The sequence below is a fragment of the Franconibacter sp. IITDAS19 genome (genome assembly GCF_023079515.1).
In the GTDB taxonomy this organism is placed as follows: domain Bacteria; phylum Pseudomonadota; class Gammaproteobacteria; order Enterobacterales; family Enterobacteriaceae; genus Franconibacter; species Franconibacter pulveris.
In genome coordinates this window covers 1-20,037 of record NZ_JALJCP010000004.1, presented here as the reverse complement: position 1 = coordinate 20,037, position 20,037 = coordinate 1, and the positions used below count along the sequence as shown (strand labels likewise).

16 protein-coding genes are annotated in these 20,037 nt (G+C 57.6%); 8 read left to right on the top strand and 8 right to left on the bottom strand.

The features are described 5' to 3' along the window. Positions 1-55 precede the first annotated feature (55 nt). The 3 genes from MT962_RS12825 (at position 56) to nrdG (ending at position 4,068) form a co-directional block, all read left to right on the top strand. Positions 56-937, top strand: coding sequence for a LysR family transcriptional regulator (locus MT962_RS12825; RefSeq protein WP_247365794.1), 882 nt, complete (start codon positions 56-58; stop codon positions 935-937). Between the two features lie 292 nt (positions 938-1,229). After that, complete coding sequence (gene nrdD / locus MT962_RS12820; RefSeq protein WP_024556579.1) at positions 1,230-3,365, top strand: anaerobic ribonucleoside-triphosphate reductase; 2,136 nt, start codon at positions 1,230-1,232, stop codon at positions 3,363-3,365. Between the two features lie 238 nt (positions 3,366-3,603). Beyond that, on the top strand, positions 3,604-4,068 hold the full coding sequence (nrdG, locus tag MT962_RS12815; RefSeq protein ID WP_024556580.1) for an anaerobic ribonucleoside-triphosphate reductase-activating protein: 465 nt from the start codon (positions 3,604-3,606) through the stop codon (positions 4,066-4,068). Between the two features lie 51 nt (positions 4,069-4,119). Here the strand turns inward: nrdG and cybC are convergent, their stop codons facing one another. Together cybC and pmbA are read right to left on the bottom strand one after the other, a co-directional pair. Continuing rightward, entirely contained in the window at positions 4,120-4,509 is a 390-nt protein-coding gene (gene cybC / locus MT962_RS12810) for a cytochrome b562 (RefSeq protein WP_247365793.1), read from the bottom strand. 59 nt (positions 4,510-4,568) lie between these two features. Beyond that, on the bottom strand, positions 4,569-5,921 hold the full coding sequence (gene pmbA / locus MT962_RS12805; protein WP_034882082.1) for a metalloprotease PmbA: 1,353 nt from the start codon (positions 5,919-5,921) through the stop codon (positions 4,569-4,571). Between the two features lie 106 nt (positions 5,922-6,027). Between pmbA and yjgA the strand changes: the two genes are divergently transcribed. Together yjgA and MT962_RS12795 are read left to right on the top strand one after the other, a co-directional pair. Then, positions 6,028-6,579 carry a ribosome biogenesis factor YjgA gene (yjgA, locus tag MT962_RS12800; protein WP_024556583.1) on the top strand — a complete coding sequence of 184 codons (552 nt, stop codon included), beginning with the start codon at positions 6,028-6,030 and terminating at the stop codon, positions 6,577-6,579. 290 nt (positions 6,580-6,869) lie between these two features. Next, the gene (locus MT962_RS12795; protein WP_247365792.1) at positions 6,870-8,078 is read left to right on the top strand and encodes an aldose 1-epimerase family protein; all 1,209 of its coding nucleotides are present in this window, start codon (positions 6,870-6,872) and stop codon (positions 8,076-8,078) included. 80 nt (positions 8,079-8,158) lie between these two features. Here MT962_RS12795 and mpl read toward each other — a convergent pair whose 3' ends face one another. Continuing rightward, entirely contained in the window at positions 8,159-9,526 is a 1,368-nt protein-coding gene (gene mpl, locus MT962_RS12790) for a UDP-N-acetylmuramate:L-alanyl-gamma-D-glutamyl-meso-diaminopimelate ligase (RefSeq protein ID WP_247365791.1), read from the bottom strand. 175 nt (positions 9,527-9,701) lie between these two features. Between mpl and fbp the strand changes: the two genes are divergently transcribed. Next, a complete protein-coding gene (gene fbp / locus MT962_RS12785; protein WP_024556586.1) occupies positions 9,702-10,700 on the top strand; it encodes a class 1 fructose-bisphosphatase in 999 nt (332 codons plus the stop codon). Positions 10,701-10,747: 47 nt separating this feature from the next. Here fbp and MT962_RS12780 read toward each other — a convergent pair whose 3' ends face one another. The 5 genes from MT962_RS12780 to ytfQ all read right to left on the bottom strand — a co-directional run bounded on the left by MT962_RS12780 (position 10,748) and on the right by ytfQ (position 17,216). Beyond that, positions 10,748-12,313: a methyl-accepting chemotaxis protein gene (locus MT962_RS12780; protein ID WP_247365789.1), complete on the bottom strand. Its 1,566-nt coding sequence runs from the start codon at positions 12,311-12,313 to the stop codon at positions 10,748-10,750. A 99-nt stretch (positions 12,314-12,412) separates the two neighbouring features. Beyond that, a complete protein-coding gene (gene yjfF, locus MT962_RS12775) occupies positions 12,413-13,414 on the bottom strand; it encodes a galactofuranose ABC transporter, permease protein YjfF (RefSeq protein WP_024556588.1) in 1,002 nt (333 codons plus the stop codon). Further along, complete coding sequence (ytfT, locus tag MT962_RS12770) at positions 13,401-14,423, bottom strand: galactofuranose ABC transporter, ATP-binding protein YtfT (RefSeq protein ID WP_247365787.1); 1,023 nt, start codon at positions 14,421-14,423, stop codon at positions 13,401-13,403. Before ytfT ends, yjfF begins: the two co-directional genes overlap by 14 nt. Before the next feature lie 10 nt (positions 14,424-14,433). Next, complete coding sequence (gene ytfR, locus MT962_RS12765) at positions 14,434-15,933, bottom strand: galactofuranose ABC transporter, ATP-binding protein YtfR (RefSeq protein ID WP_024556590.1); 1,500 nt, start codon at positions 15,931-15,933, stop codon at positions 14,434-14,436. Between the two features lie 326 nt (positions 15,934-16,259). Next, entirely contained in the window at positions 16,260-17,216 is a 957-nt protein-coding gene (gene ytfQ, locus MT962_RS12760) for a galactofuranose ABC transporter, galactofuranose-binding protein YtfQ (RefSeq protein WP_024556591.1), read from the bottom strand. A gap of 401 nt (positions 17,217-17,617) precedes the next feature. On the opposite strand from ytfQ, the gene ppa reads away from it, so the two are divergent. Together ppa and MT962_RS12750 are read left to right on the top strand one after the other, a co-directional pair. Beyond that, the gene (gene ppa, locus MT962_RS12755; RefSeq protein WP_024556592.1) at positions 17,618-18,148 is read left to right on the top strand and encodes an inorganic diphosphatase; all 531 of its coding nucleotides are present in this window, start codon (positions 17,618-17,620) and stop codon (positions 18,146-18,148) included. Between the two features lie 250 nt (positions 18,149-18,398). Continuing rightward, positions 18,399-19,991, top strand: coding sequence for a methyl-accepting chemotaxis protein (locus MT962_RS12750; RefSeq protein ID WP_247365785.1), 1,593 nt, complete (start codon positions 18,399-18,401; stop codon positions 19,989-19,991). Positions 19,992-20,037: the final 46 nt, after the last annotated feature.

Below are 20,037 nucleotides of genomic sequence, written 5' to 3'. Positions count from 1 at the left end.
AGGCTAACCTGTAGGCTGGGCTTGAGCATTTCTGTTTCAACGAAAGGTATCAACCATGGCGCTGACTTCCGATGTGCATCGTCTGCTGCCCGCTTTTCTGGCGGCGGCGGAGAGCCAGAGCTTTTCTGCGGCGGCGCGTATGCTGGGCGTGACGCCCGCCGCGGTAAGCAAAAGCGTGCGGCTGCTGGAGCAGCGGCTGGGGCGCGTGCTGTTTCAGCGCAACACCCACTTTGTGATGCTGACGGAAGAAGGCGTGGCGCTGCGCGAGCAGGTTTCCCCGCTGTGGCACGCCCTGAATCAGGCGCTGGAGAACCCGGCAGACGAGCCGGAAGGATTGGTGCGCATAAGCGTTATTCCCGGCTTCGGCCGCTACCGTTTAATGCCCGAACTGGCGCGTTTTCAGCAGCGTTACCCAAAAGTCCGGCTCGATCTGGCGATGGATCCGCGCCGCGTTAACCTCATCGGCGAGCGCATTGACGTCGCCATCGGCCAGCGCAGCGTACAGGACAACCGCGTAGTAGCCCGTGAAATCGCCCCGATGCGCATGATGATGGCCGCCTCGCCCGCGTACCTGGCGCAGTTCGGCGCGCCCCGTTCGCCGCAGGATTTAGCCCACCATCGCTGCCTGGTGCATCGCAACCCCGGCAACGGCCGCCTGCAAAGCTGGCTTGCGCAAGAGGTAACGCTTGAAGAGCAAAACGCCTGGCTTATCAGTACCTATCCGGACGTGCTGGTGGACGCCGCGCTGGCGGACATGGGCATCGTTTCGCTCGCAGACTGGTACCTGGAGCCGCACATTGCTCAAGGCCGCCTTCTTCCTTTACTTGAAGATGACTGGGCCGCGCCACAGCCGCTATGGGTGAAGTACCCGAGCCACCAGCTGGCGCCCCGCGCGCGCGTGTTTGTTGATTTTTTACTCAATACATTTACAAAGTGAATTCCCGCGCGCTACCGCCCATCCTTTGTGCCCTGCCCGGTTTGCTTTGTCCTGCATCAATAAAAACGCAAACATCTTTGATGCAAAGCACTATATATAGACTTTAAAATCCCACCCGGCCCAACATCTTGTATTTTTCGTCTACTATTTCAACAATCCGCGCCGTCCTGAGCGGGATTCAGGCTGTGGATAAAAGGGGCCGGAATGCCGGAAGCGGCGGGTGAAAAAAACAAAAATCCCGTCCATGCCTCCTGTACGCCTCTGTGGATAACCTGTTTAAAATGGAGAGATCATGACACCGCATGTAGTGAAAAGAGACGGGTGCAAAGTACCTTTCGATTCAGCGCGCATTCAGGAAGCCATTCTTCGTGCCGCAAAAGCAGCGGGAGTCGATGACGCCGATTATTGCGCCACCGTCGCCGCCCTGGTAAGCCAGCAGATGCAGGGGCGCAGCCAGGTCGATATCCATGAAATTCAGACCGCCGTGGAAAACCAGCTGATGGCGGGCAACCACAAGCAGCTGGCGCGCGCCTACATTGAGTACCGCCACGACCGCGATGTGGAACGTGAAAAGCGCGGCCGCCTGAACCGCGAAATTCAGGGGCTGGTGGAGCAGACAAACGCTTCGCTGCTCAATGAAAACGCGAACAAAGACAGCAAAGTCATCCCGACCCAGCGCGACCTGCTGGCGGGCATCGTCGCGAAACACTACGCCCGTCAGCACCTGCTGCCGCGCGACGTGGTGCTGGCGCACGAGCGCGGCGAAATTCATTATCACGACCTCGACTACTCGCCCTTTTTCCCGATGTTCAACTGCATGCTTATTGATCTAAAAGGCATGCTGACGCGCGGCTTTAAGATGGGCAACGCCGAAATCGAGCCGCCGAAATCTATCTCCACCGCCACCGCCGTGACGGCGCAGATTATCGCTCAGGTGGCGAGCCATATTTACGGCGGCACCACGATTAACCGCATCGATGAGGTGCTGGCGCCTTTCGTCGCCGCAAGCTTTGAAAAACACCGTCGGGTGGCGCAAGAGTGGCAGATAGCGGACGCGGAGGGCTATGCCCGCAACCGCACGGAAAAAGAGTGTTACGACGCTTTCCAGTCGCTGGAATATGAAGTCAATACGCTGCACACCGCCAACGGCCAGACGCCCTTCGTCACGTTCGGCTTCGGCCTCGGTACATCGTGGGAGTCGCGCCTCATCCAGACGTCGATTCTGCGCAACCGTATCGCAGGGCTGGGTAAAAACCGTAAAACGGCAGTCTTTCCGAAGCTGGTGTTCGCCATTCGCGACGGCCTGAACCACAAATTCGGCGACCCTAACTATGACATCAAGCAGCTGGCGCTGGAGTGCGCGAGCAAGCGCATGTATCCCGATATTCTGAACTACGACCAGGTGGTGAAAGTCACCGGCTCCTTCAAAACGCCGATGGGCTGTCGCAGCTTCCTTGGGGTGTACGAAGAGAACGGCGAGCAGATCCACGATGGGCGCAACAACCTCGGCGTTATCAGCCTTAACCTGCCGCGCATCGCGCTGGAAGCGAAAGGCGACGAAGCCGCCTTCTGGACGCTGCTGGATGAGCGTCTGGCGCTGGCGCGCAAGGCGCTGATGACCCGCATCGCCCGTCTCGAAGGGGTAAAAGCGCGCGTGGCGCCCATTCTCTATATGGAAGGGGCCTGCGGCGTACGCCTGAAAGCGGATGACGAGGTGGCGGAGATCTTTAAAAACGGCCGCGCTTCAATTTCCCTTGGCTATATTGGCATTCATGAAACCATCAACGCGCTTAGCGGCAATCAGCATGTTTATGACAGCGAAACGCTGCGCGCCAAAGCCATCGCCATTGTGGCGCGGTTGCGTGACGCGGTGGACCAGTGGAAAGAGGAGACCGGCTACGGCTTTAGCCTCTACAGCACGCCGAGCGAAAACCTCTGCGACCGCTTCTGCCGTCTTGATACCGCCGAGTTCGGCGTGGTGCCGGGCGTAACCGACAAGGGTTATTACACCAACAGCTTCCACCTGGACGTGGAGAAAAAGGTGAACCCTTACGACAAAATCGACTTTGAAGCGCCCTACCCGCCGCTCGCGAACGGCGGTTTCATCTGCTACGGCGAATATCCGAACATTCAGCACAACCTGCGGGCCCTGGAAGACGTATGGGATTACAGCTATCAGCATGTGCCTTATTACGGCACGAATACGCCAATCGATGAGTGTTACGAGTGCGGCTTTACCGGCGAGTTTGAGTGCACCAGCAAAGGGTTCACCTGCCCGAAATGCGGCAACCACGACGCCGCCCGCGTCTCCGTTACCCGCCGCGTGTGCGGCTATCTCGGCAGCCCGGATGCGCGTCCGTTTAACGCTGGCAAGCAGGAAGAGGTAAAACGCCGCGTGAAGCATTTAGGCAACGGGCAGATTGGGTAAGGCCTGATGATGGGTATCGGCTCGCTAACCCGCCCTGCATGGCTCACGCCGCGCTGATGGTGACCGGGGCGAATGAGCGCAGCCAATGCCGCTATGGCGTCACTTGAGGAGCGGTTCCGCAAAGCAACTGACGTCAGAGCAAGGCGGCAAACGAACGAGTCCCCGGGAGCTTACTCCGGTAAGTGACCGGGGCGAATGAGCGCAGCCAACGCCGCTATGGCGTCAATTGAGAAGCGGAATGAATTTTCATCAGTACTATCCGGTTGATATAGTCAACGGGCCGGGCACCCGCTGCACGCTGTTTGTCGCAGGGTGCGTTCATGAATGCCCCGGCTGCTATAACAAAAGCACCTGGCGGCTTAACTCCGGCGCTCATTTCACGCCAGAAATGGAAGCGCAGATAATCCAGGACCTCAACGATACCCGCATAAAACGCCAGGGGTTGTCGCTCTCTGGCGGCGACCCGCTGCATCCGCAAAACGTGCCGGCGATTTTAACGCTGGTGCGTCGCGTGCGGGCTGAATGTCCCGGTAAAGATATCTGGGTATGGACCGGCTATAAGCTTGAGGAATTAACGCCAGCGCAGCGTGAGGTCGTTGACCTTATCAACGTGCTGGTAGACGGGAAGTTCATGCAGGATCTCAAAGACCCGGCGCTTATCTGGCGCGGCAGCAGCAATCAGGTGATTCATTATTTACGCTGAGCCGCCTGTGCAGGAACCAGCCAGCCCGCAGCGAACGGGCTGGCCTGGCAATTAACGGTATTTCTTGTGGTAAGTGTTGCGGGTGGTTTTGAAATCTTCAGCCGCCGCCTGCGCTTCCTTCACCTTGCCTTCATTAGCCAGCTTCAGCGCGCCGTCAATCTGGCTTACCAGCGTATCCAGACCGTGACGGAAATCTTTCAGCTCCGGGCTGTCCGCCGGTTTGTCCTCAAGCTTCGGCGGCGTCGATTTTTTCGCATCCAGCGCGGCGGCGCGCATCTTCGTTAAGGCATCCTTCATCTCTGCCGCGTCGGTGGTTTTCTGCACCGTTTTTAAATTGTCGTTGAGGATGTCCATATCATCTTCCAGATCCGCCGCCAGAGCTGCGGTGCTGGCAAACAGCACGGAGGAGACGGCTAACATTGCTAACAATGACTTACGCATCGGCTTACCTTCTTATTATGGTGACGAAAAAAGGGCGCCGCTGCGGGCGCCCCTGGGAATTATTGCCCGGCTATCTTCATCTCCGGCAGCAGTACGGAGCCGCACTGAATGTTGCTGCGCGTTTCGATATCGTCGGCGATAGTGACCATGTTGCGCCACATATCCTTCAGGTTGCCGGCGATGGTGATTTCGCTTACCGGATACTGGATCTCGCCATTTTCCACCCAGAACCCGGCCGCGCCGCGGGAATAGTCGCCGGTAATGCCGCTCACGCCCTGGCCCATCAGCTCGGTGACCACCAGTCCGGTGCCCATCTCTTTGAGCAACTCATCAAAGCTCAGTCCGCGCCCCTGGATGCGCCAGTTATGGATGCCGCCCGCGTGGCCAGTGCTTTTCAGCCCCAGCTTGCGCGCTGAATAGTTAGTCAGCAGCCACTGTTGCAGCACGCCATCCTTCACGATATCGCGACGCTCGGTGCGCACCCCTTCGCTGTCAAACGGCGTAGAGGCGAGCCCTTTCAGCAGGTGCGGATGCTCTTCAATCGTCAGCCAGTCAGGCAGGATCTGTTTACCCAGCGAATCCAGCAGGAAGGTCGATTTGCGGTAAACCGCGCCGCCGCTAATGGCGCCCACCAGATGACCGAACAAACCGGTCGCCACTTCATGGGCGAAAATTACCGGCGCTTTCATGGTGGGGAGCTTACGCGGCGACAGGCGGGACAGGGTGCGCTTAGCACACTCTTCGCCCACCCACTCCGGCGAGCGCAAATCTTCGATTGCCCGGCCGATGGTGTAGGCATAGTCGCGCTCCATGTCGCCGTTCTCTTCAGCAATGACGCAGCTTGAAAGCGAGTGGCGGGTGGAGCAGTAGCTCTGCAGCATGCCGTGGCTGTTGCCAAATACTTTAATGCCGTAATGGCTGTTGAAGCTGCCGCCCTCGGTATTGGTAATGCGCTTATCGGCTTTCAGCGAGGCCTGCTCGGCGCGCGCGGCAAGCTCAATGGCGCGATCCGGGTCCACTTCCGCCGGATGGAACAGAGAGAGATCCGGCGCGTCAAACGCCAGCAGATCTTTATCCGCCACGCCCGCACACGGATCCGGCGAGGTGTAACGCGCGATATCCAGCGCCGCCTGCACCGTGCGGGCAATCGCCTGCGGGCTTAAGTCGGTGGACGAAGCGCTGCCTTTACGGTTCTGATGGTAAACGGTAATGCCGAGCGCCCCATCGCTGTTGAATTCCACATTTTCCACCTCACCATAGCGGGTGCTGACGCTCAGACCGGTGGTTTTGCTCACCGCCACTTCCGCGCCGTCCGCCTTGCCCGATGCCAGTTCCAGCGCAGTGGCGACGGCCTCTTCCAGTGTTTTGCGCTGTTGCGCAACTTGTGTGATTAGTTTCATCGCGAATGCCATAATGTAAGGTGAAAACAGAAGACGTATTTTTTGAGTCTAACAGAGAACCATTTCGCAGTGCGCGCCTTAACTGGTAGTATTAGCCTCTTTTTTTAAGGAGCCTGAGATGACAAAGCAGCCCGAAGACTGGCTCGATGATGTCCCTGATAATGAAAACGAAGACGACGATGACGAGATTATCTGGGTCAGCAAAAGCGAAATTAAGCGCGATGCCGAAGAGTTAAAACGTCTCGGCGCCGAGCTGGTGGACCTGGGCAAGAACGCCCTGGATAAAATCCCGCTGGATGAAGATCTGCGCGCCGCGATTGAACTGGCGCAGCGCATCAAGAAAGAAGGCCGCCGCCGCCAGATGCAGCTTATCGGCAAAATGCTTCGCCAGCGCGATGACGAGCCTATCCGTCAGGCCCTGGATAAACTGAAAAACCGCCACAACCAGCAGGTGGCGCTGTTCCATAAGCTGGAGCATCTGCGCGACCGGTTGATTGAAGAAGGCGACGACGCGGTGCCGGACGTGCTGAACCTCTGGCCGCAGGCGGACCGTCAGCAGCTGCGTTCGCTTATCCGCAACGCGAAAAAGGAAAAGGAAGGCAATAAGCCGCCTAAATCCGCCCGCCTGATTTTCCAGTATCTACGCGAACTGGCTGAAGGCCAGGAATAAGCGCTAAAAGCCCGGTTCTGCCGGGCTTCTTTTTTTACTTTCTCTCTCCTCGCTTTTTTAATTCTTTGCATGCCCCTTAAGCTGAAACGTTAAAGCTAACCAGGTTTTTCTTCACACTTTTCTTCGCAACATCTCTCCTGATTTCATAAAAAAACAGACCCTGACCTCAAAAATTTCCTTCATCTGCTGCTTTTTCCCGAGCAGTGAATGCGATCACGTTTCTTATCCGCCACAGAAACTAGTCTTCACAGGCCATTAACTTAAATCGATTCAGCAAAAAGGATAAAAGGATGAAAAAGACGCTGCTTCTGACCTCGCTCGCGCTGCTGGTTTCGGCTCAGGCTTCCGCCCAGACCTGGGTGCTGACCAACGCTGAAAAGGGCACGGATAAAGGAGACTGGCGCATAACCAGCCAGCAGCTGAACCTCAAAGGCGCCCCGTTCAGCATTGAGCAAAAAGTGCTGCACGGCGGCAAGCAGGAGGGCAGCAAAATCATCACGCTCGCCAGTGAAAACGGCCTCACCATCGTCTTAAGCCCTACGCGCGGCATGAACCTGCTGCATGCGCAAGGGTTTGGCGTGCGCCTGGGCTGGGATTCGCCGGTCAAAGAGGTCGTGAACCCGGCATTTATTAATCTGGAAAGCCGCAACGGTCTCGGCTGGCTGGAAGGGTTCAATGAAATGATGGTGCGCTGCGGCTATGAGTGGACCGGCCATCCGACAACGGCTGACGGCCAGCTTTATACGCTTCATGGCAAAGCGGGCAACACGCCAGCCTCCCGCGTGGAAGTAGAAGTAAGTGAAAGCGCGCCGTATGAAATCCGCATACGCGGTCTGATTAAAGAGAGCACCTTTAAAAAAGCGGATCTGCAAACGATGACCGAACTGCGCTATGTGCCGGGCAGCAACAGCTTCAGCCTGCACGATGTGCTGACGAACCACGCCGATTATCCGCATGACTATCAGATTATCTACCACAGCAACTTCGGCAAGCCGATTCTGGAAGAAGGGGCGCGCTTTATCGCTCCGCTGGCGAACGTGAGCCCCTTTAACGACTACGCCAAAGGCGGGATAAAAACGTGGAATACCTACAGCGCGCCGACGAAAGACTTTGACGAAATGGTCTTTAACCTTACTCCGCTTGCCGATGCGAACCAGCAGACCCTCGCCGCCGTGATCAACAAAGCGGGCGACAAAGGGGCGGCTATCGGTTTTAACGTGTCGCAACTGCCGGTGCTGACGATGTGGAAAAACACCGATACGGAAAAACAAGGGTATGTGACCGGCATCGAACCGGGCACCAGCTACGCTTATCCGGTGACCATTGAGCGCGAGCAGAAGCGCGTGAAGCAACTCGCCCCCGGCGCCAGCACGCAGTTCGATTTAACCTACACGCTGCTGCACAGCAGCGAACAGGTGGCGGACGTGGAGAAACAGGTCGCCGCCATTCAGGGCGATAAGCAAACGCAAGCCAGCGATACGCCCATCGCGAAAGAGTAAAGCATAAAAAAGCCGCTTCGCAGGAAGCGGCTTTTCTTACCAGCAAGGATGAAGCCAGGGGCGCGGGAGACGCCCTTTTTTCAGGCCTGCGCTTTCTGCGCGAGGCCATCCAGCAGCTTCTGATGAATGCCGCCAAAGCCGCCGTTGCTCATCACCAGGATATGGTCGCCAGGCTGCGCGGTTTTCACAATCATCTCCACCAGCGTGTCGAGATCGGCGCTCCAGTGGGCAGGCTGTACGCAGGCCTCCGCCACTTCCGCCACCTGCCACGGAATATGGTGCGGCTGGAAGAGGAACACTTCGTCGGCGCGACCGAGCGAAGGGGCGAGATCGTCTTTGCTGACGCCCATCTTCATGGTGTTGGAGCGCGGCTCCAGCACGGCGAGGATGCGCGCCGTGCCGCCTACTTTGCCGCGCAGGGCGGCAAGCGTGGCGAGGATGGCGGTCGGGTGATGGGCGAAATCATCATACACGGTTACGCCGTTCGCTTCGCCGCGCAATTCCAGACGGCGGCGTGCATTAACGAATGAACCCAGCGCCTGCGCAGCGTCGGCGGGCGTTACGCCTACATGGCGTGCTGCGGCAATCGCCATCAGCCCGTTATGCATGTTGTGCTCGCCTACGAGGCCCCAGTTCACTTCCCCTGCTTTTTCGCCGTCAAGCCACACTTCCCAGTTTGAGGCGTCGGTCGTCAGCTTTTTCGCCTGCCAGTGGCCCTGCTCGCCAACCGTCTCCTGATCGCTCCAGCAACCCATCCCCAGCGTTTGCTTCAGGTTGATATCGCTTTCGGGCCAGATGATTTTCCCCTGCCCCGGCACGATGCGCACCAGATGGTGGAACTGCTTCTGGATAGCCTTCAGGTCGTCGAAGATATCGGCGTGGTCGAATTCCAGATTGTTTAGCACCAGCGTGCGCGGCGCGTAGTGGACGAACTTGGAGCGCTTATCGAAAAAGGCGCAGTCGTATTCGTCAGCTTCGATTACGAAGAACGGACTATCGCCAAGGCGCGCGGAAACGTCAAAATTACCTGGCACGCCGCCTATCACAAAGCCCGGCTTGTAGCCGCAGGCTTCAAGGATCCAGGCGGCCATGCCGGCGGTGGTAGTTTTACCGTGGGTGCCGGCGATGGCGACGACCCAGCGGTCGCGCAGCACAAAATCGTGCAGCCACTGCGGGCCGGACATATAAGGAATGCCCTGCTCCAGCACCGCTTCCACGCAGGGATTGCCGCGAGTCATGGCGTTGCCGATGATGACCAGGTCCGGGCGCGGCTCCAGCTGCGCGGCGTCGTAGCCCTGGATTAATTCGATACCTTGCTTTTCAAGAAGGGTGCTCATTGGCGGGTAGACATTAGCATCCGAGCCCGTCACCTCGTGGCCAAGCGAACGCGCCAGCATCGCGAGTCCGCCCATAAAAGTGCCACAAATACCCAGAATATGAATGCGCATACGTCACTATCCTTTTTTAGTCCGGCGCACATTCTACCCGCAGGAAGGGGGCTGGAGAAATGCCTTTCAGGATTATCTGTATTTGGCTTACACGATTCACTTCTGCGCGACAATTTGAAACTTTGTTAATATTGTTGTGATCGCTTTACTCAACTTCAGATGCAGGGAAAGTGTTATGAAAACGTTAGGTGAGTTTATTGTCGAAAAGCAGCACGAATTTTCACATGCGACCGGCGAACTGACGGCGCTGCTGTCGGCAATAAAGCTGGGCGCGAAGATTATCCACCGCGATATCAACAAAGCAGGTCTGGTTGATATTCTCGGCGCCAGCGGCGCGGAAAACGTTCAGGGCGAGGTGCAGCAAAAGCTCGATCTGTTCGCCAACGAAAAGCTGAAAGCCGCACTGCGCGCTCGCGATATCGTGGCGGGCATCGCTTCTGAAGAAGAAGATGAGATTGTGGTTTTTGAAGGCTGCGAACATGCAAAATATGTCGTGCTGATGGACCCGCTGGACGGCTCGTCCAACATCGATGTTAACGTCTCTGTTGGCACCATTTTCTCTATTTACCGCCGCGTTACGCCGGTCGGCACGCCGGTCACCATGGAAGACTTCCTGCAGCCTGGCAGCAAGCAAGTGGCGGCGGGTTACGTGGTTTACGGCTCCTCCACCATGCTGGTTTACACCACCGGCTGCGGCGTTCACGCCTTCACTTACGATCCTTCGCTTGGCGTGTTCTGCCTGTGCCAGGAGCGCATGCGCTTCCCGGAGAAAGGCAACACCTACTCCATCAACGAAGGTAACTACATCAAATTCCCGAATGGCGTGAAGAAATACATCAAATTCTGCCAGGAAGAAGATAAAGCGACCCAGCGCCCCTACACCTCGCGCTACATCGGCTCGCTGGTGGCGGATTTCCATCGCAACCTGCTTAAAGGCGGCATTTATCTTTATCCGAGCACCGCAAGCCACCCGGAAGGCAAGCTGCGCCTGCTGTATGAGTGCAACCCGATGGCGTTTCTCGCCGAACAGGCGGGCGGCAAGGCGAGCGACGGCAAGCAGCGCATTCTGGACATCGTTCCGGACAGCCTGCACCAGCGCCGTCCGTTCTTCGTCGGCACCGACCACATGGTGGAAGATGTCGAGCGCTTTATTCGCGAGTATCCGGACGCGTAACGCCGGTATGAGACAACAAGGGCAGCTCACGCTGCCCTTTATTATTTTCAGGCCTGCATCTGCAACCTGAATGTCGCCATCGCTGCCACCAGCTGTTGCGACTGCTCTTCAAGCGAGCGCGTGGCGGCGGAAGATTGCTGCACCAGCGCGGCGTTCTGCTGGGCCACTTCGTCCATCTGGCTGACCGCAATATTCACCTGCTCAATGCCGCGGCTCTGCTCATGCGACGCGTTGGCGATTTCTCGCATCAGCTTCGTCATGCGTAAAACCTCTTCGGCAATTTCATCCATGGTTTCGCCCGCCTGCTGCGCCAGTTCGCTGCCTTCGCCAACGTGGGTTTGCGAGTCGCTGATAAGCGTGCGGATCTCTTTCGCCGCCTCGGCGCTGCGGCTGGCAAGGCTGCGCACTTCGCCTGCCACCACCGCAAATCCCCTTCCCTGCTCTCCTGCCCGCGCCGCTTCCACCGCCGCGTTCAGCGCCAGGATGTTGGTCTGGAAGGCGATGCCGTCAATAACGCTCAGAATGTCGGCGATGCGGCCGGCGCTGCCGGAAATATCACGCATTTTCTCAATGACGTAGCAGACCATTTCGCTGCCGCGATCGGCGGTATCGGAAACGGTTTGCGCCATCTTGTGCGCCGCTTCGGCATTCGCCGCATTCTGTTTCACCGTGGCGGTGATCTCTTCCATGCTCGCGGCGGTCTGCTCAAGGGAGGTGGCGGTAGATTCGGTGCGCTGAGAGAGATCGACGTTGCCAGCCGAAAGCTCGCGGCTGCCGGTATCTATCTGCGCGCTGGCGTCGCGCACGCGCAACACCGACGCCATCAGCGCCTGGCGCATACTCTCAATCGCCGTCGCCAGGCGTCCCAGCTCGTTGTTGCCTGCGTCAGCAGTGGTATGGGTGAGATCGCCTGCGGCAATCACTTCCAGTTGTTCAATCGCACGGCTCAGCGGCTGGAGCAGCAAATGACGCAGCGCCAGCCACACCAGCGCAATCAGCGCCGCGGTGAGCAGCACGGCGAACACCATTAACCCCATCACCGTCCGCTTGTGCGCCAGGACCGTCGCCACCTCTTCATTGCCGCGCTGTTCGCTCCAGCGCTGGAACGCCTGCATGTCGTTATCAAAGCTGCGGGAGAGCGGAATAAGCCCGTTTTCCAGCAGGTCGTAATACTCATCGGGGCTTTGCTTGTTGAGCGCGGCCAGCATTGGCGTGATGCCTTTGCTGTTATAGGCGTTATAGCTTGCCGCCAGCTTCTTCAGTAGCGCGGCGCCCTGCTCGTCGTCCACGCCGCTGGCAATCAGCGCTTTCAGCGTCTGCTGCGCCTGGGCGATTTCCGCGGTTACGCTTTTCACAGAATTACCGGCATCGTCTAACAGGCCGACCTCCATCTGGCGCACCGCCTGCCCGGCTTCGTTACGCGCCCGCAAAAGCAGCGTATAGCCTTCGTTCAGGCGCACCATTTTTTCACCCTGTAGCTGGTTGATGCGTTGCAGAGAGGTGGAACTTTGCGTCAGCGCGTAAATGCCAATCCCGCTAACGACCAACAGCAAAAGCGTCATGGCCGCCAACAGGGTCAGCAGGCCGGTACGAATGGAGAGATTTTTTAGCATGGTACTTTTCCCGGTAATCGCGATAGCTCAAAACGGATGAATAGTGAGTTATCGGCAATCACCGGAGAAAGTTTAATCATTTTTAGCGATTTCAGTATGTTACTGGCTTGTTGGCGCCGTGCTAACGCGCTTAACATCCGCGCTCTGGCGGTTTTCCCACAGCACGGTAAGGCCGCGCTGCAGCGCAATAAAGATAAACAACAAAATGCCGATGGCGATTTTGGTCCACCATGAACTGAGCGTGCCGTCAAAGTTGATATAGGTCTGGATCAAGCCCTGGATAGCGACGCCAAACAGCGTGCCGAGCACCGTTCCCACGCCGCCGGAGAGCAGCGTGCCGCCGATGACCACCGAGGCGATAGCGTCCAGTTCTACCCCTACCCCCGCCAGCGCGTAACCCGCCGAGGTATAAATCGAGAAGACAATGCCCGCAAGCGTGGCAAGCCCGGTGGAGAGCATGTAAATGCGGATGGTCGTGCTGCGGGTGGAGATACCCATCAGGTTCGCCGAAACCGCGCTGCCGCCGATGGCGTAAACCTGGTTGCCAAAACGGGTGCGGTGAGCGAGGAAAATACCGATAACCACCACGCCCAACATCAGCAGACCCATCGCGCTTAAGCGTCCGCCGCCGGGGATTTTCCAGGCGAGGCTTGAGAGCGTGTCGTAAATGGGGTGGTTAATCGGAATAGACTCTTCGGAAACCAGATAGCTGACGCCGCGCAGAAAGAACATCCCGGCGAGCGTAATGATAAACGCCGGGATTTTCAGTGCGTCTATCAAAAGCCCCATGAAAGCGCCGAAGGCGCAGCCCATCGCCAGCACCAGCGGGAAAGCCACCAGCGGCGAAAGCCCCCAGAAGCCTATCGCTTTGGCAAGGAAAACGCCGGTAAAGGCGATCACCGAGCCGACTGAGAGATCGATCCCGCCGGAGAGGATCACAAAGGTCATGCCGACCGCGATGATCCCAAGAAATGCGTTATCCGTAAGGATGTTGCAAATTACGCGCGTGGAGGCGAAGCCGGGAAACTGCGTCAGGCAGTAGAGGTAGCCCAGCACAAATACCGCAAGCGTTATCATCAGCGGCAGGTTACGTTTTATCATGGCGGCGCACTCCCTTCAGCAAGCCAATAAAGCGCGGCGACTGGACTATCAGCACGCAAAGCACCACCACCGCTTTTACCACCTGGTTAAGCTCCGGCGGAAAGCCGGAGAGCAGAATACCGGTATTCATCCCCTGGATAATCAGCGCGCCCACCACCGAAAGCACCAGGTTGAAGCGCCCGCCCATCAGCGAGCCGCCGCCAATCACCACAGCGAGGATAGCGTCCAGCTCAAGCCACAGCCCGGCGTTGTTGGCGTCCGCGCCGCGAATATCCGCCGCGACGATAACGCCGGCGATAGCGGCGCAGACGCCGCTCAGCACGTAGGTCAGCATCACCACGCCCCGGGTGTTAACGCCGGCGTTTTTCGCCGCCCGAATGTTGATACCCGCCGCTTCGATAAACATGCCGAGCGCCGTTTTACGGGTGAACAGCCAGAAAATAATCAGCGTGACGAGCGCGATGATAACTGGCGTTGGGAAAAGCAACAGCGAGCCGCTGCCAAGCCAGGAGAGCGAAGGCGAGTTAAAGGTGACGATTTGCCCGGAGGTAATCAACTGCGCCACGCCGCGCCCGGCCACCATCAGGATAAGCGTGGCGACGAAGGGCTGGATTTTCAGCACCGCGACCAGAATGCCGTTCCATAACCCCGCCAGCACGCCCACGCCGAGCGAGGCGAGCAGGACAACCGCCAGGCCGTGCCCGGCGACGGTCATCGCGGCGGCTGTCGCCCCGGCGATAGCCATGGTCGCCCCCACGGAAAGGTCGATGCCGCCAGTCGCTATCACCAGCGTCATGCCGATCGCCAGCAACGCCACGGGAGCGGCGCGGTTAAGAATGTCTATCGGACTGCCGAACAGGCGGCCATCCTGCAACACTATCTGGAAGAAGTGGCTCGCCACCAGGCTGTCTACCAGCAGCACCAGCAGCAGCGCCGCTAACTGCGGCATGCCCGGCGGCCAGCGGAAGCGGCGTTTTGGCGCACCCACTTCAGGTAATGATCCCATCACTCAGAACTCCTTATGCCGCAATGGCATTCATAATCGCGCTCACCGAAAGCTGCTCGAGCGGAATTTCCGCCACCTGCTGCCGGTCTCGCATGATCACCACCCGGTCGGCATAGCCCACCAGCTCTTCCAGCTCTGACGAAATCACCAGCAGCGCCAGCCCGTCGGCGCAGAGCGTTTCTATCAGGCGAATAATTTCCGCATGCGCGCCGACGTCAATGCCGCGCGTAGGCTCATCCAGAATCAAAAATTGCGGACGCGTCAGCAGCCAGCGCGAAAGCAGCACTTTTTGCTGGTTGCCGCCAGAAAGAAACTCTATCGGCTGTTCCGTGCCCGGCGTGCGGATGCCAAGCTGGCGAATAAAACGCTCGGCTATCTGAATTTGCTCACGCTTCGGAATAGGCCGCAGCCAGCCGCGCTGTGCCTGTAAGGCCAGCACAATGTTCTCGCGCACCGACGCGGCGCCGATAATGCCGTCGGTTTTGCGGTCCTCCGGGCAAAAACCGATGCCGAGACAGGAGGCCTGATGCGGCGATCGCAACGTCTGCGGCTTGCCTTTGATAACGGCGGTGCCGCTGTCGGCGGGGTGAATGCCGAAGATAACCTCGGCGGTTTCAGTACGCCCCGAACCGAGCAGGCCAGCGAGACCGACGATTTCGCCGGGACGAATTTCCAGATCGAACGGCGTGATAACCCCTTTCTTACCGAAGTTGCTGAAGGCAGCGACCGGTTTCTCACTCAACAGGGTGCGTCCGGCGCGCTGCAACGCGTTGGTGTCCAGTTCGCGTCCCAGCATCATCTTCACCAGTTCGATTTGCGGCAGTTCGGCAGTTTCACGCGTTCCTACAAACTTGCCGTTGCGCAGCACCGTGATGCGGTCGGTGACTTCATAGACCTGGTCGAGAAAGTGGGTGACGAAAATCAGGCTGACGCCCTGATCGCGCAGCTGGCGCATCAGGGTAAAGAGCATCTCTACCTCTTTGGTGTCGAGGCTCGCGGTGGGCTCGTCCAGGATAAGCACTTTGGCGGAGAGATCGATGGCACGACAGATAGCGACAATCTGCTGCATCGCCACGGAAAAACGGTTCAACGGCTCGCGCACGTCGAGCTTAAAGCCGTAAGATTCCATCAACCGCGCGGCGCGCTGCTCCATCTCTTTACGGCGCAGCAGCCCAAAGCGCCGGGGCTCGCGACCGATAAACAGGTTATCCGCCACCGACATATTGGGCAGCAGGTTGACCTCCTGGTAGACGGTGCCGATACCCAGCTCCTGGGCGTGAGCGGTGTTTTTCGGCCGCACCGGTTTGCCTTCGAGAAAAACGGTGCCGCCGTCCGGCTGATAAACGCCAGTCAGGGCTTTAATCAACGTGGATTTCCCGGCGCCGTTCTCACCAAGCAACGCCATGATCTCGCCGCGCCGCAGGCTGAAGTTGACCTCTTCAAGCGCTTTCACCCCTGGAAAGTATTTGCTTAAGCCTTCCGTGCGCAGGATCTCCTGCTGTTCGTTATGCATTGCCAGACTCCCCGTTGCCCACGCGCTAAAACGGTGGATGCGCTGTGTTTACTCACTCCGAAAATTGCCCCTCTTCCCGGGGGGAAGAGGGGCTCGGTTTGCTTTTTATTAAATGACCGATTCATCGAGGCGTCGGTTTTCCTTCCTCTCCTCCGTAGAGAAGAGCGAATCGGTTCGCTTCTTTACGTTTTACTTCGGCCAAAGGAGCCGGTTTTTTTCTCTTCTTTCCAGGGAGAGGGCCGCGGCGAGGATTTTCTCCCTCGCCGCCCCCTCGCCAGAAAGATGCTCACAGGCGTCAAAGAGCCGCCGCCACTGCTATTGGCTTATCAGTAACCCATATTTTTCTTCTGCTCTAACGTCTCTTTAGCCGTATCCGGCAGATAGAGCGTCGATTTGGTGATGGTCAGTTTTTCAGGCTGAGTGCCATCTTTTTTGAATTTTTCCAGCGCGTCGAACGCCGGGCCCGCCATGTTTGGCGTTAACTCAACGCTTGCGTTAGCTTCGCCGTCGATCATCGCTTTGAAGATGTCCGGCACGCCGTCGATGGAACCGGTGAGAATATCTTTGCCCGGCTTCAGGCCCGCTTCTTTAATGGCCTGAATAGCGCCAATCGCCATGTCGTCGTTATGCGCGTAAACCATGCAGATGTTCTTGCCGTTGTTTTCCGCTTTGATAAAGCTCTCCATCACCTCTTTCCCTTTCGAACGGGTAAAGTCGCCGGATTGAGAACGGATAATTTTGATATTCGGCGCTTTAGAGATGGCTTCGGCGAAACCTTTCTTACGGTCAATCGCCACGCTTGCGCCCACGGTGCCCTGAAGTTCCACAACGTTACACGGCTTGCCGGCGACGGTTTTCACCAGCCAGTCGCCAATCAGCTTGCCTTCCAGCACGTTGTCGGCGGTAACGGTGGTCATATAGAGCGACTTGTCTTTTACGTCGATGGAGCGGTCAAGCAGGATAACCGGGATCTCCGCTTCTTTTGCTTCCTGCAACACCGGCTCCCAACCCGTTGCGACGACCGGGGCGATAAAGATGGCATCCACGCCCTGAGCGATGAAAGAGCGCACCGCCTTGATTTGGTTTTCCTGTTTCTGCTGGCCGTCGGCAATCTTCAGATTGATGCCTCGCTTCTGCGCTTCACTTTTGGCGACGTTAGTTTCCGCCGCTCGCCAGCCAGACTCGGAACCTACCTGAGAAAATCCCACGGTTAACGGGGCGGCCATCGCCATAGACGACATGGCTGCCGAAACTGCTGTGACCAGAAGTAAGCGCTTCCACATAAGTGCATCCTCGTAGGGTTATTGTTGGTTAAATCTCCACCTGCGCCGAAACTATAGACAATCCGGGATGTAACTGAATGCGTTACATCACAATTCAAAAAAGTAACGAAAACGTTAAATCCCGTGAGTGACAAAAGGTGACGCAAGACAAGCGCTGGCGCGCCTGCCGCCTAAGGTGAGATAGCAGGCTTTTCTTACACAAAAATCCTGACCTGTATCTGCTTTGTAAACGGTTACACAGATTTATTGAGAATGCGGCTGGCTTTATGGATTTTCCGGGCGCGGAAAAGGTCTTAAAATTGTCCCGCTACGCCGGACCGGCGAAAACAGGCAAAGACATTTACCTCCACCTGGCTATAATACCGGGCACTTGTTTGCCATACATTTTTAAGGAAACAGACATGAGCTTACTGAACGTACCTGCGGGCAAAGATCTGCCGGAAGACATCTACGTTATTATCGAAATCCCGGCCAACGCGGACCCGATCAAATACGAAGTGGACAAAGACAGCGGCGCGCTGTTCGTTGACCGCTTTATGTCCACCGCTATGTTCTATCCGTGCAACTACGGTTACATCAACCATACCCTCTCCCTGGATGGCGACCCGGTTGACGTGCTGGTCCCGACGCCGTACCCGCTGCAGCCGGGCTCTGTGATCCGCTGCCGTCCGGTTGGCGTGCTGAAAATGACCGACGAATCTGGCGAAGATGCGAAACTGGTTGCTGTACCGCACACCAAGCTCTCCAAAGAATACGATCACATTAAAGATGTGAACGACCTGCCGGAACTGCTGAAAGCGCAGATTACCCACTTCTTCGAGCACTACAAAGACCTCGAAAAAGGCAAATGGGTTAAAGTTGACGGCTGGGACAACGCAGAAGCCGCGAAAGAAGAAATTCGTACCTCTTTCGAACGCGCTGCGAAGAAGTAATTCTTCCCGCTTCACACAGCACACCGCCTGCGGGCGGTGTGTTTGTTTCTGGCCTTCAGCGCCGCGTTTTACGCGCTCTGAGAGGTTTCATAAAAGTGTCATAAAGCGATTCTTTCTTTTTTGTTCATCGCGTTACCCTATCTGCATTGGCGTTTCCTTCTTTAGTGAGCTTAAAGCTCCTCTTTTTGCGGTCGATATCTCCTGCTCGCGTGCGCCGCACGCCTTCTTGACCGGGGAATGACCAACTGCAATGAAACTTAATCATCTTACTATCGGACAGCGGCTTGGCCTGCTGGCGGGCCTGCTGCTGCTCGCGACGCTGTTTATTGGCATACGCAGCCTTGCGGTTAACGCCAACGGCCTTAAGCAAAACCAGGAGATCATGACCACGGAGAAGGTGATAGCGGAAAGTATCGATACGGCCCGCAATGCCCAGGTGCAGTTCAAAATTCAGGTGCAGGAGTGGAAAAACACCCTGCTGCGCGGCGCTCAGGACCAGGCGCAGTTTGATAAATACCGAAGCGCGTTTATCAGCCAGAGCCAGAAGACGCAGGCATTGCTTAATGAACTCGCCGCGCTGCTGCCGCAGATGGGTATGAACGCCGACGCGGTGATGAAAACCCGCGTCCTGCACGGCGAACTGGAGCAGCAATACCTGAACGCGCTGACGCAATACGTGGTGAATGACCCGACCAGCGCGCAGCGGGTCGATCACCTGGTAGCGGGTATTGATCGTGAGCCGACGCGCATGATCGATGAGATGGTCGCCAGCACGCTGAAGCAGGCGGAACACCTCCATCAGCAGTCCGACGCTCGCAACGAAGCGCAGTTTCAACGCACGCGGTTAATGCTGCTGCTCACTATGGCGCTGACTCTTCTTACCGGCGCGTTAATTACCTGGTGGCTGGTGCGCAGCATTACGCGCCCGCTGGCTGAAGCCGTATCCATTGCCCGTACGGTGGCCGCCGGAGATTTGCAGGCGACGATTACCGTTCATGGGCGCGATGAAACCGCCGAGCTGATGCGCGCGCTCAAGGAGATGAACGGCAACCTGACGCGCATTGTGGCAGGCGTACGGGCGGGCACGGAGACTATCGCCACCGCCTCATCGCAAATCGCGACCGGCAGCCGGGAGCTCTCTTCGCGTAATGAAGCGCAGGCCAGCGCGCTGGTGGAGACAGCGGCCTCCATGGAAGAGCTCACCTCAGTGGTGAAAAATAACGCTGAAAACTCCCGCTTTGCCAGCAACATCGCCCGCGATGCGCGCCTGCGCGCAGGTGAAGGCGGCGAAGCGGTGGAGCGCGTAGTGCAGACCATGAGTGTGATTCATCGCTTCTCCAGTGAGATAAGCACCATTGTCAGCGTTATCGACAGCATCGCTTTCCAGACTAATATCCTGGCGCTTAACGCCGCGGTAGAAGCGGCCCGTGCGGGTAGCGAAGGGCGCGGTTTCGCCGTCGTCGCGGCCGAAGTGCGGGCGCTGGCGCAGCGTTCTGCCGCCAGCGCGAAAGATATTCGCGATTTGATCGACCGCTCGGTGAACCGCATCGAAGAAGGCAATACTCTGGTGAAAGGCGCAGGTGATGTAATGGAAGAAATTGTCCGCAGCGTGCAGCGCGTGAGCGAGTTGGTGGAGAACATTTCGCTGGCAAGCCATGAGCAGAGCGCAGGCATCGACCAGGTGAACGTCGCCGTAACGCAGATGGACGCCGCGACGCAGCAGAACGCCGCGCTTTCGCAGCAATCTGCCGCCGCCGCGCAATCGATGCAGGAGCAGGCGCACCGGCTGCTGGAAACCGTCAGCGTGTTCCGCCTTGGAAAGCGCGACGAACAGCTCGCCTGATATAAAAATGCCGCCCTGTGGGCGGCATTGTCGTTATTTATTGTTT

Coding starts and splice junctions, on each gene's coding strand:
- yjgA (WP_024556583.1), top strand. CDS start 6,028: ATGACAAAGCAGCCCGAAGACTGGCTCGATGATGTCCCTGATAATGAA.
- ppa (WP_024556592.1), top strand. CDS start 17,618: ATGAGCTTACTGAACGTACCTGCGGGCAAAGATCTGCCGGAAGACATC.
- mpl (WP_247365791.1), bottom strand. CDS start 9,526: ATGCGCATTCATATTCTGGGTATTTGTGGCACTTTTATGGGCGGACTC.
- nrdG (WP_024556580.1), top strand. CDS start 3,604: ATGAATTTTCATCAGTACTATCCGGTTGATATAGTCAACGGGCCGGGC.
- MT962_RS12750 (WP_247365785.1), top strand. CDS start 18,399: ATGAAACTTAATCATCTTACTATCGGACAGCGGCTTGGCCTGCTGGCG.
- nrdD (WP_024556579.1), top strand. CDS start 1,230: ATGACACCGCATGTAGTGAAAAGAGACGGGTGCAAAGTACCTTTCGAT.
- ytfR (WP_024556590.1), bottom strand. CDS start 15,933: ATGCATAACGAACAGCAGGAGATCCTGCGCACGGAAGGCTTAAGCAAA.
- fbp (WP_024556586.1), top strand. CDS start 9,702: ATGAAAACGTTAGGTGAGTTTATTGTCGAAAAGCAGCACGAATTTTCA.
- MT962_RS12795 (WP_247365792.1), top strand. CDS start 6,870: ATGAAAAAGACGCTGCTTCTGACCTCGCTCGCGCTGCTGGTTTCGGCT.
- pmbA (WP_034882082.1), bottom strand. CDS start 5,921: ATGGCATTCGCGATGAAACTAATCACACAAGTTGCGCAACAGCGCAAA.
- cybC (WP_247365793.1), bottom strand. CDS start 4,509: ATGCGTAAGTCATTGTTAGCAATGTTAGCCGTCTCCTCCGTGCTGTTT.
- MT962_RS12780 (WP_247365789.1), bottom strand. CDS start 12,313: ATGCTAAAAAATCTCTCCATTCGTACCGGCCTGCTGACCCTGTTGGCG.
- yjfF (WP_024556588.1), bottom strand. CDS start 13,414: ATGATAAAACGTAACCTGCCGCTGATGATAACGCTTGCGGTATTTGTG.
- MT962_RS12825 (WP_247365794.1), top strand. CDS start 56: ATGGCGCTGACTTCCGATGTGCATCGTCTGCTGCCCGCTTTTCTGGCG.
- ytfQ (WP_024556591.1), bottom strand. CDS start 17,216: ATGTGGAAGCGCTTACTTCTGGTCACAGCAGTTTCGGCAGCCATGTCG.